Source organism: Lysobacter panacisoli, from assembly GCF_009765165.1.
GTDB classification, from domain to species: Bacteria; Pseudomonadota; Gammaproteobacteria; order Xanthomonadales; family Xanthomonadaceae; genus Lysobacter_J; species Lysobacter_J panacisoli.
On the sequence record NZ_VLNU01000001.1, the window covers coordinates 3,237,398 to 3,251,988 of the forward strand.

Consider the following 14,591-nt stretch of genomic DNA (forward strand, 5'->3'; position numbering starts at 1 on the left):
ATTCCTTCGTTCAGCTGCTAGACTGCGCCCGCCCAAGGTGACCGCCGGCTTGTCCGGTGGTTGAAACGGGAATCCGGTGCGCCGCCGTGACTCACGGCCGGCAATTCCGGAGCTGCCCCCGCAACGGTAGGCGAGACAAGGTTCCGCACACGGCCACTGTGCTTCATGCATGGGAAGGCGCGGACCCGAAGACGGTCGATCGACCGCTTCTCTCGCGAGCCCGGAGACCGGCCTCGGTGCGACGTGACATGCGGTGGGCGATGTCATGCGGCCGGAATTCCGTTGTCCCGCGCCGTCATCACGCCTCCTTCCGCCTGTCCTTTTCCATCGAACCCGCGCGGGCAGGCGCGGCCAAGGAGTGTGTCAGTGCATCCGCAGTTTCCGTATTTCAGCCGCCGTGTGCTGGCGGTCGCTTTGCTGTCTTCGATTTCCGCCCTCGCTCCCGCGTTCGCCGAAGGCGGCGCCACCGATCTCGACGAAGTCGTCGTCACCGCCACGCGCACCGCGCAGACGCAGGACCAGACGCTTGCCGCGATCACGGTCATCGACCGCGCCGAGATCGAACGCCTGCAACCGGCCTCCGTGCCGGATCTCTTGACCGGGCGCGCCGGCATCTCGCTCGCCAACAACGGCGGCGTGGGCAAGTCCACGTCGGTGTTCCTGCGCGGCACCGAGTCCGACCACGTGCTGGTGCTGATCGACGGCGTCAAGATCGGTTCGGCCACCAGCGGCGGTGCGTCGCTGCAGGACATTCCGGTCGAACAGGTCGAACGCATCGAAATCGTGCGCGGTCCGTTCTCCAGCCTGTACGGTTCGGAAGCGCTGGGCGGTGTGATCCAGATCTTCACCCGCCGACCGCAGGGTGCGTTCGCTCCGAGCCTCAGCGCCGCCGTCGGCAGCGAGGCGACGCAGCGTTACTCCGCCGGTGTCGCCGGTCGCACGCAGGATGCGGAACAGCGCGGCTGGTACTCGATCAACGCCGCATACCAGTCGACCGACGGCATCAACGCCTACCGCGGCACGCGCAACTTCGATCCGGACAAGGATGGCTATCGCAACAGCTCGCTGACGCTGCAGGGCGGATGGCGCTTCGACGAGCAGTGGGACGCCGACGCGCGCGTGTTCCGTGCCGAGGGCCACAACGAGTACGACGGCAGCGCCAACAACGAGGCCGACACCGTGCAGCAGGCGATCGGCACGCGCGTGCGCTACACCCCGAGTGAGCGGTTGAAGATCACCGCAGGCCTCGGCACCAGCGCTGACCTGAGCGACAACTTCCTCAACGGCGTCTACTCGTCCACCTTCGACACCCGACGCGAACTGGGATCGCTGCAGGCCGATATCGGCATCGCCGATGCGCTGCTGACGCTGGGCTTCGACTGGCTCGGCGACAAGATCGACAGCAACACGGACTATGCGCGTGATCGCCGCATCAATCGTGGCGCGTTCGCGCAGTGGCAGCAGGCGTTCGGAACGCACTCCCTGCAGGCCAGTGCGCGTCGCGACGACGACAGCCAGTTCGGTGGCGAGACCACCGGCAGCGTGCTGTGGGGCTGGGATTTCACGCAGGCGCTTCGCCTGAGCGCGAGCTATGGCACCGCATTCAAGGCGCCCACGTTCAACGAACTGTACTTCCCGGGCTACGGCAATCCGGACCTGGGGCCGGAAACCTCGCGCAGCGTCGAACTCGGCCTGCGCGGCGAACACGGCTGGGGCACGTGGTCGCTCAATGCCTTCGACACGAAGATCGACGACATGATCGCGTTCGACTCGTCGCTGGGTGCGACCGGCGCGCCGAACAACATCGACCGCGCGCGGATCCAGGGCGTCGAAGGCGTGATCGGCACGCAGCTCGCTGGCTGGGACCTGCGCAGCAGCCTGACCTGGCTCGATCCGCGCAACGACGGCGACAACCCGAACCACGACAACCTGCTGCCGCGTCGTGCGAAGCAGAGCGGGCGTATCGACGCGGATCGCCGCTTCGGTGATTTCAGCGTAGGCGCCAGCGTCACCGGTGCGGGTGAGCGTTACGACAACCTGACCAACACCACGCGTCTGGCCGGTTATGGACTGGCCGACCTGCGCGCGGGCTTTGCCTTCGACGAGGCATGGAGTGTGCAGGCGTCCGTCGCGAACGTGTTCGACAAGCGCTACGAAACCGCCGCGCTCTACAACCAGCCCGGACGCACCTGGTTGCTGACCCTGCGCTACCAGCCCGTCGTCCGCTGAGCGGACGTCCACCGCCACCACGAGGTCGCCGATGAAAGCCTTGCCACGTCAAGCCAACCTGGGTCTGTTTACCGCCTTCGCTGCATTGATGGTCGCCACACGCTTCCATCACTTCGGCGACGCGCTGCACTTGCCCGACGCCTCGATGGCGTTGTTCTTCCTCGGCGGCCTCTACCTGCGGAAGCACTGGCAGTTCGCGGTGTTCATCGCGTTGGCGGTTGCGATCGACTGGATCGCGATCGAGCATGCCGGTGTCAGCGACTTCTGCGTCACGCCGGCGTACTCGTTCCTGCTGCCGGCGTACGCCGTGCTGTGGTACGGCGGGCGCTGGTACGCGGACCGCCTGCAGGATGGCTGGGCGTCGCTGCTCGGCGCCGTCGGTGTCGCGCTGGCGTGCGCATCGCTGTCGTTCGCCATCTCCAATGGCGCGTTCTACTGGCTCGGCGGGCGCTACGAGAACCCGCATTTCGCCGAGTACGTCGCACGCGCCTGGCAATGGGGTCCGCTGTTCGTGCGCACGACGATGGCCTATATCGCCGTCGCGCTCGTCGTCCACGCGGTGGCCATGCGGGCGCTGCGCGCTCGTGCCGTCCGCCAGCACAACGTCGCCTGAGGAGGATCCGAGATGACCGCAATCGAACGCAGCACCGTCCTGCCGATTTCGTCGACCCGCAGCCAGATCCTGGTCGCGGCCGCGCTCGCCGCATTGATGATCTGCACGCGCGGACAGCACTTCGCCAGTGTCGACGCATTGCCCAGCGCCTCGTGGGCCGTGTTCTTCCTCGTCGGCGCACTGCTGCGGCCGATGTGGGCGTTGCCGGCGTTCTTCGTGCTCTCATCGGCACTCGACATCGCCAGTCTCGCCAGCGGCACGATCACCGACTGGTGCCTGTCGCCGGCGTACTGGGCGCTTGCGCTGGCCTACGCCACCCTGTGGCTCGGTGGGCACGCCTATTCGCGCCGGCATCGTGACGAATGGCGCACTGTGCCGCGACTCGTCGTCGTCCTGATCGTCGCCGCCAGCATCGCCTATCTGTTCTCGAAGGGCGGGTTCTGGTTCTTCTCCGGCCGCTACGCGGAGCCGACGCTGGCCGGCTTCGTCGCACGTATCCCGCAATACTACCCGCGAGCGCTCGGCACGATGGCCGGCTATGTCGGTGCGGCCTTCGCCTTGCGCGCGCTCTGGATCGGCGTGGCGACCCGCGTGGCCGCACGCCGGGCTGCGCACGCATGAGCCGCGGCTCGGAGCGCCTTGGCGTCAGCGAGGACGAGCACTATCGCGAACGCGCGCAACGCAAGAAGGAACTGGTGGATCGTCGTATCGCGCGCGCGACCATCGATCGTGGCGTGATCGTGGTCAACACCGGCAATGGCAAGGGCAAGAGTTCCTCCGGCTTCGGCATGCTGGCGCGCTCGCTCGGCCACGGCTTCCGCTGCGGCGTGGTCCAGTTCATCAAGGGCAGCTTCTCGACCGGCGAAGAGGCGTTCTTTCGTCGCTTCGACGACCTCGTCGAGTACCACGTCATGGGCGAGGGCTACACTTGGGAAACGCAGGACCGTGGCCGCGACATCGTCACCGCTGGCGCGGCCTGGGACATCGCCGCGCGCATGATGTCCGACGAGCAGTTCGATTTCGTGTTGCTGGATGAGCTCAACATCGCGCTGGCGAAGGAGTACGTGTCGCTGGACGCGTTGCTGGCTTCGCTGGCCGCCCGACCGCCACGGCAACACGTCGTGATCACGGGTCGCGGCGCGCCGGATGCGCTGGTCGAAGCGGCCGACACGGTTACCGAGATGCGCGTGGTGAAGCACGCGTTCAAGGCTGGAATCAAGGCTCAGCACGGCATCGAGCTCTGACCATGCACGAGGTCCGCCACTGTCCCGCACTGCTTGTCTCGGCGCCCGCGTCGGGGCAGGGCAAGACCAGCGTGACCGCCGCGCTGGCTCGCTGGCATGCGCGCCAAGGCAAGCGCGTTCGCGTGTTCAAGACCGGGCCGGACTTCCTCGATCCGATGGTGCTCGGACGCGCGAGTGGCGCGCCGGTCTACCAGCTCGACCTGTGGATGACCGGCGAGAGCGACGTGCGCGCGCGTCTGTTCGATGCGGCGGGCGAAGCGGACCTGATCCTCATCGAAGGCGTGATGGGGCTGTTCGATGGTTCACCATCGAGCGCGGATCTCGCACAGGCGCTGGGTGTGCCGGTGATGGCGGTGATCGACGGATCGGCGATGGCGCAGACGTTTGGCGCGCTCGCGACCGGTCTTGCACGTTACCGCGATGGACTCGCGATGCATGGCGTGGCGGCGAACCGCATCGGCAGCGCGCACCATGCGACCCTGCTGCGCGAAAGCCTTCCTCCCGATCTCCACTGGATGGGAGCGCTGCCGCGCGATGCGCAGCTGGCGCTGCCGGAGCGTCACCTCGGACTGGTTTCAGCCGCCGAGTTGCCCGATATCGACGCGCGACTGGATGCGTTGGCCGATGCATGGGCGCAACACGCGTCCACGGCGTTGCCACCTGCGGTCGCGTTTGAGCGAAGCAACGTCGTTCAAGTCCCGGCGCACCTCGCCGGGCGACGCATCGCGATTGCCCGTGACGCTGCCTTCTGTTTCATCTACCAGGCCAATCTCGACCTGTTGCACGCAGCCGGCGCGGAGCTGTCGTTCTTCTCGCCGCTCGCGGGCGATGCCTTCCCGGATTGCGACGCCGCCTGGCTTCCAGGCGGATATCCGGAACTCCACCTGGACGCTCTCTCGCAACGGCACGACCTGCATCGTGATCTGCATGCGCACTGCGATGCTGGCAAACCGCTGCTGGCCGAATGCGGCGGCATGCTGTTCGCGCTGGATGCACTGAGCGACCGTGACGGAGCCCGTTCGCCGATGGCGGGCCTGCTGCACGGCGAAGCGCGGATGCAGACTCGGCTCGCCGCGCTGGGCCTGCAGTCGGTGCAACTCCCGGAAGGCGAGCTTCGCGGTCATACCTTCCATTACGCGAACGCGCACGTCGAGATGCCAGCGCTGGCCTCGTCGCACAACCCGAACGGCGGTCCGAGCCGCGAGGCCGTGTATCGGCAGCGACGCCTGACCGCCAGCTTCGTGCACTTCTACTTCCCGTCCAACCCGCAGGCCGCGATGCGGTTGTTCCTGCCGTGATCACCGCACTGGCGATGCTCGCGGGAATGGTGCTCGACGCCTTGCTCGGCGAGCCGCGACGCGTGCATCCGCTGGTGGGCTTCGGACGCATGACAGGCGCGATCGAACAACGGCTTCATCGCGACGCACGCATCGCGGGTGTCGTGGCGTGGTGCCTCGCCGTGTTGCCTTGCGTCCTCGTGGTGGCATTCGTTTCACGGTCTTTGAACGACTGCTCGCCTTGGGCAGACGCATTGTTCTCGGCGGTGATCCTCTATCTCGCGGTCGGTCATCGCAGCCTGCGCGAACACGCGATGGCGGTCGTGCTGCCATTGCGAGCCGGCGACCTGGATGCCGCGCGAGCGGCCGTCGCGCGCATGGTGAGTCGTGACACGGCCGAGCTCGACACCACGCAGGTCGCGTCGGCGACGACGGAATCGGTGTTGGAAAACGGCGCGGACGCCGTGTTCGGCGCACTGTTCTGGTTCGCGTTGCTTGGTGCGCCCGGTGTCGTGCTGAATCGGCTGGCGAACACGCTCGACGCGATGTGGGGTTATCGCACGCCGCGATACGAGCGTTTCGGCTGGGCCGCCGCGCGCATCGACGACGTGCTCAACTTCGTCCCCGCGCAACTGACCGCGCTCACATACGCGGGCCTTGGCAAGACGCGAACGGCGCTGCGCTGCTGGCGTGGACAGGCACCGCAATGGGACAGTCCCAACGCCGGCCCGGTGATGGCTGCCGGCGCGGGCGCGCTGGAGGTAAGGCTCGGTGGGCCGGCGCCGTACCACGGCACCTGGGAAGATCGTCCCGCGCTGGGCGAAGGCCGGACCGCGGATGTCGACACCATCGCCGACGCGCTGCGCCTCGTCCGCCGTGGTGTGTTGCTGTGGTTGCTGGTGGCTGCTCTCGTCGCGCTCGGAGGGGAGCTGCATGCTTGAGCACGGCGGTCGTCTGCTGCAAGCCTCGCGTCGATACGACATTCCCGTGTCCGAGTGGCTGGACCTTTCCACTGGCATCAGCCCATTCGCATGGTCGGTGCCGGAGATTCCTGCGGCCGCGTGGCATCGATTGCCGGAAGACGATGATGGCCTCGTCGACATCGCGCGTGAGTTCTACGCCGCGCCGCATGTCCTGCCGGTGGCGGGCTCGCAAGCAGCTATCCAGGCGTTGCCGTGGCTGCGGTCGCGGTCGCGAGTGGGCGTGATCGATCCCGGTTATGCCGAGCACGCCGAAGCGTGGCGGCGGGCAGGGCACGAGGTGATGTCGTGCAGCGCGCAGGACTTGCTCGCGTCGGTGGAGCGATTCGACGTGATGGTGCTGGTCCATCCGAACAACCCGAGCGCTGAATATTTCGACCGCGGGCTTCTGCTTGCTGTGCACGAATCGCTGGCGTGTCGCGGTGGATGGCTGGTGGTCGATGAAGCATTCATCGATGCCGATCCGACCGAGAGCCTGTCCGGCGATTCCCGGCGGGAGGGCCTGATCGTGTTGCGTTCGGCAGGCAAGTTCTTCGGCCTGGCCGGTGCGCGTGCGGGCTTCGTCTGCGCAGCGCCTTCGGTGCTTCAGGATCTGCAGGAGCGGTTGGGGCCGTGGACGGTAAACGGCCCGGCGCGCCATGTCCTCAGGCTCGCGTTGGCGGACCGCGAATGGCACGCGCAGGCGCGTTCGCGACTGTTCGCAGTATCGCGACGCCTGCGTGACCTGTTATGCGCGCGCGACTTGATACCGACGGCCGGGTGCGCCTACTTCCAGTGGCGTCGCGATTCTCGCGCGTTGGAGGTGCACGAAGCGCTCGCATCTCGCGGCATCCTGGTCCGCTTGTTCGAGCAACCGGCCAGCCTTCGCTTCGGACTGCCGCCCGACGACACAGGTTTCGCCCGACTCGACCTCGCGCTTGCGCAGGCGCTGGCATGAGCGCGCGCGTGCTGATGGTGCAGGGATGTACCTCCGACGCAGGCAAGAGCGCGCTGGTGACGGCGCTGTGCCGCTGGCTCCGCCGCCGCGGCGTTCGTGTCGCGCCATTCAAGCCGCAGAACATGGCGCTCAACTCGGCGGTGACCGTGGACGGTGGAGAGATCGGTCGCGCACAGGCGGTGCAGGCACAGGCCTGCGGCCTACCGGCACATACCGACTTCAATCCCGTACTGCTCAAGCCGAGCAGCGACACGGGCGCGCAGGTCATCGTCCACGGTCGCGCGGTCGCGCAGCTCGATGCGCGTGCATACCACGACTACAAGCGCATCGCGCGTGAGGCCGTGCTCGCGTCGCATGCGCGCCTGTGTGAATCGTTTGATGCGGTGATCGTGGAAGGCGCGGGCAGCCCTGCCGAAATCAACCTGCGCGCGAACGACATCGCCAACATGGGCTATGCCGAGGCGGTGGACTGTCCGGTGATCCTGGTGGCCGACATCGACCGCGGCGGTGTGTTCGCGCATCTGATCGGCACGCTGGCGTTGCTGTCGGACAGCGAGCGAGCGCGCGTGCGTGGCTTCGTGATCAACCGCTTCCGTGGCGACCTGGCGCTGTTGCAGCCGGGACTGGACTGGCTGGAGCGCGAAACCGGCAAGTCGGTTATCGGTGTCCTTCCGTATCTGCATGGCCTGCATCTGGAGGCCGAGGACGCATTGCCAAGTCAGCGCGAAGCGAAGAGCGGCGCCATGCTGCGCGTGGTCGTCCCGGTGCTGCCGCGCATCAGCAACCACACCGACCTCGACGCGCTGCGTGCGCATCCGCAGGTGGAGTGCAGCTTCATTGGGCCGGGCGAGACGCCGTCGGCGTGCGACCTGATAGTGCTCCCGGGCAGCAAGGCGACGCGCGCGGACCTCGCATGGCTGCGTTCGAACGGATGGGATCGCGCGATTGAGCGCCACCTGCGCTACGGCGGCAAGGTCATCGGCATCTGCGGCGGCCTTCAGATGCTGGGTCGCGCGGTGCACGATCCGCACGGCATCGAGGGAGAGGCGGGATCGAGCGAGGGGCTCGGCTGGCTCGACATCGAGACCACGCTCGAACCCGATAAGAAGCTGCGCAACGTCCACGGAACGCTGCTGCTCGACGGACAACCCGACGTTAGCGGTTACGAGATCCATTGCGGAGTGAGTGACGGTGCGGCGCTTGCCTCGCCAATAGTGCGACTAGACGACGGACGTTGCGACGGTGCGCGCTCGCCGGACGGGCAGGTGATGGGAACGTACCTGCATGGGGTATTCGACCATCCACAGGCGCAGGCCGCGCTGCTACGGTGGGCGGGTCTTCGCGACGCAGCGCCCATCGATGTGCGCGCACTGCGGGAAGCGTCGATCGAGCGCCTCGCCGATGCGGTCGAGTCGCATCTGGATGGCGCCGCGCTGCTGCGCATCCTCGGGTTGGAGGCGCCATGCGCAGCCTGATCCTCGGCGGTGCACGTTCGGGCAAGAGCGCTCTGGCGGAACGCCTGGCCCTGCAATCCGGCCGCGAGGTGGTGTACATCGCCACCGCACGGGCAGGTGACGCCGAGATGGCGGAGCGCATCGCACACCATCGTGCGCGCCGGCCATCGCACTGGACGAGTGTCGAGGAACCATCGGCGCTCGCGCGGGCGATGGCGGCGCACGCGCGCGACGAGCGCCTGTTGCTGGTCGATTGCCTGACGCTGTGGCTATCGAACCTGCTGATCGATGACGACGCGCGATCCGACGCAGAACGCGATGCCCTGCTATCCGCATTGCCGCAGCTGCCGGGCGAGATCGTGCTGGTCAGCAACGAAGTGGGGCTCGGCGTCGTACCGATGGGCGAATTGAGCCGTCGCTTCGTCGATGAAGCGGGACGGCTGCACCAGGCGCTCGCCGCGCAATGCGAACGTGTGATCTTCGTCGCGGCAGGACTGCCGCTTGCTCTCAAGGGAACTCTTGCATGACACCAGCCTGGTGGTCGCGCCCGTGCGCGTCCTTCGATACCGCAGCGGCGGGAGCCGCACGCATCCGCCAGCAATCGCTGACCAAGCCGCCGGGTTCTCTCGGTGCGCTGGAGGACATCGCGATCCGGCTGGCTGCGATGCAAGCCGTGGAACGACCGGCGATGAAGCGCGTATGGATCAGCGTGTTCGCCGCCGATCATGGCGTGGCGGCCGAAGGTGTGTCGGCGTTTCCGCAGGTGGTGACGGGTGAGATGGTGCGAAATTTCTCCAGCGGCGGCGCGGCCATCAGCGTGCTGGCGCGTTCGCTCGGCGCGCGGCTGGATGTGGTGAACCTCGGTACGGTGAACGATCCGGGTGAGATCCGCGGCGTGACGCGTGCGGTGATCGCGCCACAGACGGCGAACTTCTGCGAGGCGCCGGCGATGACCGTGGAGCAACTGGATACGGCCTTGCGCGTCGGCGCCGAACGCGTGGCGCAGGCGCTCGAGGATGGCGCCGACCTGTTCATCGGTGGTGAGATGGGCATAGCGAACACGACATCCGCCGCCGCACTGGCCTGCGCATTGCTCGGTGAATCCCCGGCGATGCTCGCTGGCGCCGGAACGGGGCTGGATGGCGATGGCATCGCGCGCAAGATCGCGGCGATCGAACGTGCGCTGCAGCGTCACGAGGCAGCACGCGATCCGCTGGAACAGCTGCGCTGCGTTGGCGGTTTCGAGATCGCCGCACTGACCGGCGCATTCGTCGCGGCGGCGCAGGCGCGCATGCCGGTGCTGGTCGATGGCTTCATCACCACGGCTGCTGCATTGACCGCAGTGCGCCTGAATCCCGAGGTTCGCGACTGGCTGCTGTTCGCGCATCGCTCGCACGAACGCGGGCATGCGCGCCTGCTCGACGCACTGCAGGCGCAGCCACTGCTCGACCTCGGCCTTCGCCTGGGCGAGGCAAGCGGGGCGGCGATCGCGGTTCCCCTGCTGCGGCTGGCGTGCGAGCTGCATTCAGGCATGGCGACCTTCGCGCAGGCCGGCGTGTCGCAGGGATGAGTCACGGTTCGACCACGCGCATCGATCTGCTACGCCACGGCGATACCGGCGAGTACGGCTATCGCGGCCAGCTCGACGATCCGCTTTCGATGCTGGGCTGGTCGCAGTTGCGCGGGTCTGTCATCGATGGAGCGTGGGACGTCGTGGTGTCGTCTCCCTTGCAGCGTTGCGCGGCGTTCGGTGAGGAACTTGCCAGATTGCGCGGACTTCCGATGCAACTGGACCGGCGCCTGGCCGAGTACCACTTCGGTCAATGGCAAGGCGTTTCGATGGAAACCCTGGCGAACGGGCAGGGCGATGCGCTTGCTCGGTTCTGGGCCGATCCGGTCGCGTACCCACCGCCCGGTGCGGAGAGCTTCGCGTCGTTCCGCGCACGCCTGGTTGCGGCGCTCGACGATGTCGTCGCCCGTCATGCCGGTCTGCGCGTGCTCGTTGTCGCCCACGGCGGCGCGATCCGTCTGCTACGTTGCATCGCCGAAGGTCGTTCGTTCGGCGAGATGGCGAATCTTGAAGTGGTGCATGCATCGCTGCATCCACTTGCGTGGCGCGTGGCTCAGGACTTGCGAGCATGATTGGCGGCCTGCTGCATGCGATCGGATTCCTGACCCGCATTCCCGTGCCCGCGCGTGTGTTCGATGATGGCCGCGCGCGGCGACAGTCGCTGGCGTGGTATCCCGTGGTCGGACTCGTCGTCGGCGTGATCCTCTGCGCATTGGCATGGGCATGGCCGCCTTCGCTGCTGTCGGCAGCTGTGATGCTGGTCGTGTGGGTGGCGTCGACCGGCGCGTTGCATCTCGACGGACTGGCCGACAGTGCCGATGCGTGGATCGGCGGAATGGGCGACCGGGCCCGCACGCTGGAGATCATGAAGGACCCGCGCAGTGGCCCGGCCGGTGTCACAGCGGTCGTGCTGGTGTTGCTACTCAAGTTCGCGGCGCTGGCGAGTCTGCCCGCCCACGCGTGGCAGCTGTTGTGGCTCGCGCCCATGCTCGCGCGAGCGGCGCTGACCGCCGCGTTCCTCACGACGCCTTACGTGCGCAGCGGCGGCCTTGGCTCGGGCCTCACCGATGCGCCGCGCACCGCCTGCATGACTGCGGTATCGATGGCCGTGGCGTTGTGTGCGGTGGCCGGCGGGCGGGGGATTGCCGCATTCGCGGTGGCCACGCTCGTGTTCCTGGTCTGGCGACGGGCATGCCTACGCCGACTCGGCGGCATCACCGGCGACACGGCCGGGGCACTCACCGAGGTCCTCGAGGCCGTCGTCCTCGTGACACTCGCCGCGCCCTGATCCCGCCCGGAGCCGACGCACCTCCCGCGGTCAACCGCAGCTTGACCTGAATCAAGATGCGGGGGCGAACCTGTCCCTACTGTTCGCGCAGCGGTGATCGACCCGGAAACGACGGCCAGCCAGGCCACCCGACGCGTCGCGCCGCGTCCCGTGTCCATGAAGCATCCAGGAGCCGTCGTGAAGAAGTATCCCGTCCCGTTCGTGTTCATCGCCCTGTTCGGCGCTGCCGGCCTCGCGCATGCGAACGGGTGCACCGTCCCGCTCAAGAGCAACGACGCCATGAACTACGATCGCACCGAAGCGACCGTGTCGGCTTCGTGCGCGACGATCACGCTCGAACTGGTGCACGCCGGCAAGATGCCGGCCGCTGCGATGGGGCATAACGTGGTGATCACCGCTGCCGCGGATCGAGAGGGCGTCGCTCGCGATGCGATCAAGGCAGGCGCCGCGAACCATTACGCGCCAAAGAACGACGCACGCGTGATTGCCGCCACCACGGTCATCGGCGGTGGTGGGAAAACCAGCGTCACATTCCCCGGAAACAAGCTCACCCCGGGCGCCGATTACACGTTCTTCTGCAGCTTTCCTGGCCACGCGATGCTGATGAAGGGCAAGCTCGTCGTTACGAAATAGATCGTTCACGAACCGCCGATGCCGGGCGCAGCGGGGCCGCGCCCGGATCGAACAGAGCGCAGGGACGTTCGCAGGTGCCGCAACGGCGCCTTCAGGGGCAGGGCGAATCGCCGGTAGAAGAACGAAATCATGCGTCGCGACGCCGGTACGCGTCGCGCCAGTCCTTCCTCGATCGTGTAGACGCATGGCGCGCAGACGCCGCACGGCTGGCCGCGCACCGGCGTATGGCAGAACCAGGTCATCTCCATGATCTCGCTCCAGCCTGCGCGGTCGGACTCTTCGCCGATGCCGACCTTGTCGATGTGGAAGAGCGGGAAGCTGAAGTAGCGGAACAGGCGGTACTCGGCCGTTTCCGCATGGCGAGGGTCCGCGCGCACGCTGCGGAATCCAGCGGGATGCTCGAAATCCCTCGCGAACGGTCGCATCAACGCCTGCACCTTGTCGTCGATATGCACGCCAAGTTCCATGCCGGTGATTCCGTGCTGCTCGCAGAACGCGGGCAGCCATTCGTACTGGCTGCCGATGTAGCTGCGTCGGCGGATCTCGCGCAGGGCGTCGGTAAGTGAGGCATCAGGAACGACATCGGTCACCGCGGAGACACGCAACGGCAACAACAGCTCGCACGTGTGCGGGTAGTTCTCACGAAGGTGCGCGGCGATCCGGGCCATCGTGGCCAGCTCGGTCGTCGTCGAAGCGCGCGTCGGATCTTCCAGGTAGTACGGGATCACCGGCACGCGATGCCGCAGCAGCAGCTGCAACAGGCGGAACGTCGAATCCCAGCCGCCGGTCCAGAGCAGTTTGACGGCGGTCGCGTACATCGTGTGGCGCGGTGCGTTCATCGATCAGAGCGTCTCGTGAAGCCTTCTGCACGGTGCCATCGCCAGATGAAGCGGCATCCGCGTGAATATCGATAACGGCAGATGAACCGGAAACGCCGCTATCGCGCAATGAATGCGTCCAGATTCGTTGAAGAACCGTTCGAAACGAGACGGCGATCAGAATTGGATGCAGTGGGCATCGACATTAGGACATGTTGGTCAACGCGAAGTGAACTGATGCATCGAATCCGTTGGGTATGCTCGCGACGACGTTGGACGCTTCGTCCCTCCACGCTGCATCGCGACGTCGTCGGTCGCGGTGCAGCCTCCTCCTCGGACTGGACGCATGTCATTGCAGAAGAACCTGAACGCCCCGGCTGCATTCACCACCGTTCCAAACTTTCCGAAACCGTCGGACGCATGGGATCGCGAGAGCTTCTGGCAATTCGCGGAACAGGCGAAAGAGGCGACTGAAGCGCTCGCCGACCAGAAGATGAAAGCGCTCGCACATCTGCCCGTCGATGCGCTGCGTCAGTTCTGCACGCAGTATCGATTCTTCACCATCGACTACATCAGCGATCTCGCCCTGTTGTTGGCGAAACTGCCGTTTGGCGGCCTGCGCAGCCTGCTGAGCCAGATCCTCTCCGAGGAGCTGGGCGAGGGCGATGCAAACCGCGCGCATCCGGCGCTGTACGACCGTTTCCTTGCCAGCATCGACGTCGCGCCCGAGCGACTTGAACAACGATTGCCCGCCAACCACGCGATCCTCAGTGGGCTATCGGATGAGCTTGCGCAGCGCGATCCTGCGTTCGGCGTCGGACTGCGCGGCATGGGTGGCGAGTGTTTGTGCCAGACCTATCTGTCCGTGATGTTCGAACACCTGCGCGTGCATCCGTTCATCCGCGACCACGAGGGCAGCATCGACTGGGAGTTCTGGACGATCCATACCGGCGAGGAAGACATCGTCCACGGCGAGCTCACCCGCGCCGCCATCGACCAGTACATCCGCGAGGAGCCTGCGGTGCTGCCGGAGCTCGCACGGGGTTACGAACGCAGCATCACCGCTTGGAACCAGTTCTGGGAGAACATCTTCGACGCCTGCGTGCAGCGTCCGAGAACGGTGTCATGACGCAGATCACCCAGTTCCACCTCGCGTTCCCGGTGCGCGACCTCGACGAGGCGCGCCGGTTCTACGGCGGCGTGATGGGCTGTCCGATGGGGCGCAGCGACGTGTCGTACCAGGACTTCGATTTCTTCGGCCATCACCTCGTCGCGCACATTTCCGGCGAAGGCAAGCCGCTGCAGGGCGGCCGCTTCGACGGAGAGGATGTGCCGATCCCGCATTTCGGCATGAACCTCGATCGCGAGGCCTGGGAGGCGTTGGCACGGCGATTGCGCGATGCCGGGATCGCCTTCCACGAAGAGCCGCACTTGCGCCTGAAGGGCAAGCCGGGCCAGCATGTGACGATGTTCCTGTTCGATCCGTCGGGCAACGCGCTGGAATTCAAGTCGTTCGACGATCCGGAGCAGACCTTCATTCCCTGAGCG

The 14,591-nt window shown here is 66.6% G+C and carries 16 protein-coding genes and 1 riboswitch; of the genes, 15 read left to right on the forward strand and 1 reads right to left on the reverse strand.

From position 1 onward, the window contains the following. Nucleotides 1-18: 18 nt before the first annotated feature. Nucleotides 19-250: riboswitch (cobalamin riboswitch) on the forward strand. Between the two features lie 116 nt (nt 251-366). The 13 genes from btuB (at nt 367) to azu (ending at nt 12,225) form a co-directional block, all read left to right on the forward strand. Further along, nucleotides 367-2,229, forward strand: a complete 1,863-nt coding sequence (btuB, locus tag FOF45_RS15210; protein WP_158986310.1) for a TonB-dependent vitamin B12 receptor — start codon at nt 367-369, stop codon at nt 2,227-2,229. A 31-nt stretch (nt 2,230-2,260) separates the two neighbouring features. After that, entirely contained in the window at nt 2,261-2,842 is a 582-nt protein-coding gene (locus FOF45_RS15215; protein ID WP_158986312.1) for a hypothetical protein, read from the forward strand. Nucleotides 2,843-2,854: 12 nt separating this feature from the next. Next, entirely contained in the window at nt 2,855-3,463 is a 609-nt protein-coding gene (locus tag FOF45_RS15220; RefSeq protein WP_425481939.1) for a hypothetical protein, read from the forward strand. Continuing rightward, nucleotides 3,460-4,086, forward strand: coding sequence for a cob(I)yrinic acid a,c-diamide adenosyltransferase (gene cobO, locus FOF45_RS15225; RefSeq protein WP_158986313.1), 627 nt, complete (start codon nt 3,460-3,462; stop codon nt 4,084-4,086). The genes FOF45_RS15220 and cobO overlap by 4 nt, the downstream gene beginning before the upstream one ends. A gap of 2 nt (nt 4,087-4,088) precedes the next feature. Continuing rightward, nucleotides 4,089-5,384: a cobyrinic acid a,c-diamide synthase CobB gene (locus tag FOF45_RS15230; protein WP_158986315.1), complete on the forward strand. Its 1,296-nt coding sequence runs from the start codon at nt 4,089-4,091 to the stop codon at nt 5,382-5,384. Continuing rightward, nucleotides 5,384-6,304: an adenosylcobinamide-phosphate synthase CbiB gene (gene cbiB / locus FOF45_RS15235; RefSeq protein ID WP_425481962.1), complete on the forward strand. Its 921-nt coding sequence runs from the start codon at nt 5,384-5,386 to the stop codon at nt 6,302-6,304. Before FOF45_RS15230 ends, cbiB begins: the two co-directional genes overlap by 1 nt. After that, the gene (gene cobD, locus FOF45_RS15240; RefSeq protein ID WP_158986319.1) at nt 6,297-7,280 is read left to right on the forward strand and encodes a threonine-phosphate decarboxylase CobD; all 984 of its coding nucleotides are present in this window, start codon (nt 6,297-6,299) and stop codon (nt 7,278-7,280) included. The genes cbiB and cobD overlap by 8 nt, the downstream gene beginning before the upstream one ends. Continuing rightward, on the forward strand, nt 7,277-8,755 hold the full coding sequence (locus FOF45_RS15245; protein ID WP_158986321.1) for a cobyric acid synthase: 1,479 nt from the start codon (nt 7,277-7,279) through the stop codon (nt 8,753-8,755). The genes cobD and FOF45_RS15245 overlap by 4 nt, the downstream gene beginning before the upstream one ends. Then, entirely contained in the window at nt 8,743-9,261 is a 519-nt protein-coding gene (gene cobU, locus FOF45_RS15250) for a bifunctional adenosylcobinamide kinase/adenosylcobinamide-phosphate guanylyltransferase (protein ID WP_158986323.1), read from the forward strand. The genes FOF45_RS15245 and cobU overlap by 13 nt, the downstream gene beginning before the upstream one ends. Further along, on the forward strand, nt 9,258-10,304 hold the full coding sequence (gene cobT / locus FOF45_RS15255; RefSeq protein ID WP_158986325.1) for a nicotinate-nucleotide--dimethylbenzimidazole phosphoribosyltransferase: 1,047 nt from the start codon (nt 9,258-9,260) through the stop codon (nt 10,302-10,304). Before cobU ends, cobT begins: the two co-directional genes overlap by 4 nt. Beyond that, nucleotides 10,301-10,876: a histidine phosphatase family protein gene (locus FOF45_RS15260; RefSeq protein ID WP_158986327.1), complete on the forward strand. Its 576-nt coding sequence runs from the start codon at nt 10,301-10,303 to the stop codon at nt 10,874-10,876. Before cobT ends, FOF45_RS15260 begins: the two co-directional genes overlap by 4 nt. Next, nucleotides 10,873-11,592 (forward strand): adenosylcobinamide-GDP ribazoletransferase, encoded by a 720-nt coding sequence (locus FOF45_RS15265; RefSeq protein ID WP_158986329.1) that lies wholly within the window; start codon nt 10,873-10,875, stop codon nt 11,590-11,592. The genes FOF45_RS15260 and FOF45_RS15265 overlap by 4 nt, the downstream gene beginning before the upstream one ends. Before the next feature lie 156 nt (nt 11,593-11,748). Beyond that, a complete protein-coding gene (gene azu / locus FOF45_RS15270; protein ID WP_158987573.1) occupies nt 11,749-12,225 on the forward strand; it encodes an azurin in 477 nt (158 codons plus the stop codon). Between the two features lie 5 nt (nt 12,226-12,230). Here azu and FOF45_RS15275 read toward each other — a convergent pair whose 3' ends face one another. Next, nucleotides 12,231-13,064: an adenine nucleotide alpha hydrolase family protein gene (locus FOF45_RS15275; RefSeq protein ID WP_158986331.1), complete on the reverse strand. Its 834-nt coding sequence runs from the start codon at nt 13,062-13,064 to the stop codon at nt 12,231-12,233. Between the two features lie 325 nt (nt 13,065-13,389). Here FOF45_RS15275 and FOF45_RS15280 point away from each other — a divergent pair, with 325 nt between their 5' ends. Together FOF45_RS15280 and FOF45_RS15285 are read left to right on the forward strand one after the other, a co-directional pair. Further along, on the forward strand, nt 13,390-14,172 hold the full coding sequence (locus FOF45_RS15280) for an iron-containing redox enzyme family protein (protein WP_158986333.1): 783 nt from the start codon (nt 13,390-13,392) through the stop codon (nt 14,170-14,172). Beyond that, entirely contained in the window at nt 14,169-14,588 is a 420-nt protein-coding gene (locus tag FOF45_RS15285) for a VOC family protein (RefSeq protein WP_158986335.1), read from the forward strand. Before FOF45_RS15280 ends, FOF45_RS15285 begins: the two co-directional genes overlap by 4 nt. Nucleotides 14,589-14,591: the final 3 nt, after the last annotated feature.

Excerpts from the sequence above, each read along its gene's own strand:
- cobT (WP_158986325.1), top strand. The coding sequence starts at position 9,258 with ATGACACCAGCCTGGTGGTCGCGCCCGTGCGCGTCCTTCGATACCGCA.
- FOF45_RS15215 (WP_158986312.1), top strand. The coding sequence starts at position 2,261 with ATGAAAGCCTTGCCACGTCAAGCCAACCTGGGTCTGTTTACCGCCTTC.
- cobO (WP_158986313.1), top strand. The coding sequence starts at position 3,460 with ATGAGCCGCGGCTCGGAGCGCCTTGGCGTCAGCGAGGACGAGCACTAT.
- FOF45_RS15285 (WP_158986335.1), top strand. The coding sequence starts at position 14,169 with ATGACGCAGATCACCCAGTTCCACCTCGCGTTCCCGGTGCGCGACCTC.
- FOF45_RS15275 (WP_158986331.1), bottom strand. The coding sequence starts at position 13,064 with ATGAACGCACCGCGCCACACGATGTACGCGACCGCCGTCAAACTGCTC.
- FOF45_RS15245 (WP_158986321.1), top strand. The coding sequence starts at position 7,277 with ATGAGCGCGCGCGTGCTGATGGTGCAGGGATGTACCTCCGACGCAGGC.
- FOF45_RS15280 (WP_158986333.1), top strand. The coding sequence starts at position 13,390 with ATGTCATTGCAGAAGAACCTGAACGCCCCGGCTGCATTCACCACCGTT.
- cobU (WP_158986323.1), top strand. The coding sequence starts at position 8,743 with ATGCGCAGCCTGATCCTCGGCGGTGCACGTTCGGGCAAGAGCGCTCTG.
- cobD (WP_158986319.1), top strand. The coding sequence starts at position 6,297 with ATGCTTGAGCACGGCGGTCGTCTGCTGCAAGCCTCGCGTCGATACGAC.
- FOF45_RS15230 (WP_158986315.1), top strand. The coding sequence starts at position 4,089 with ATGCACGAGGTCCGCCACTGTCCCGCACTGCTTGTCTCGGCGCCCGCG.
- FOF45_RS15265 (WP_158986329.1), top strand. The coding sequence starts at position 10,873 with ATGATTGGCGGCCTGCTGCATGCGATCGGATTCCTGACCCGCATTCCC.
- FOF45_RS15220 (WP_425481939.1), top strand. The coding sequence starts at position 2,855 with ATGACCGCAATCGAACGCAGCACCGTCCTGCCGATTTCGTCGACCCGC.
- azu (WP_158987573.1), top strand. The coding sequence starts at position 11,749 with ATGAAGCATCCAGGAGCCGTCGTGAAGAAGTATCCCGTCCCGTTCGTG.
- FOF45_RS15260 (WP_158986327.1), top strand. The coding sequence starts at position 10,301 with ATGAGTCACGGTTCGACCACGCGCATCGATCTGCTACGCCACGGCGAT.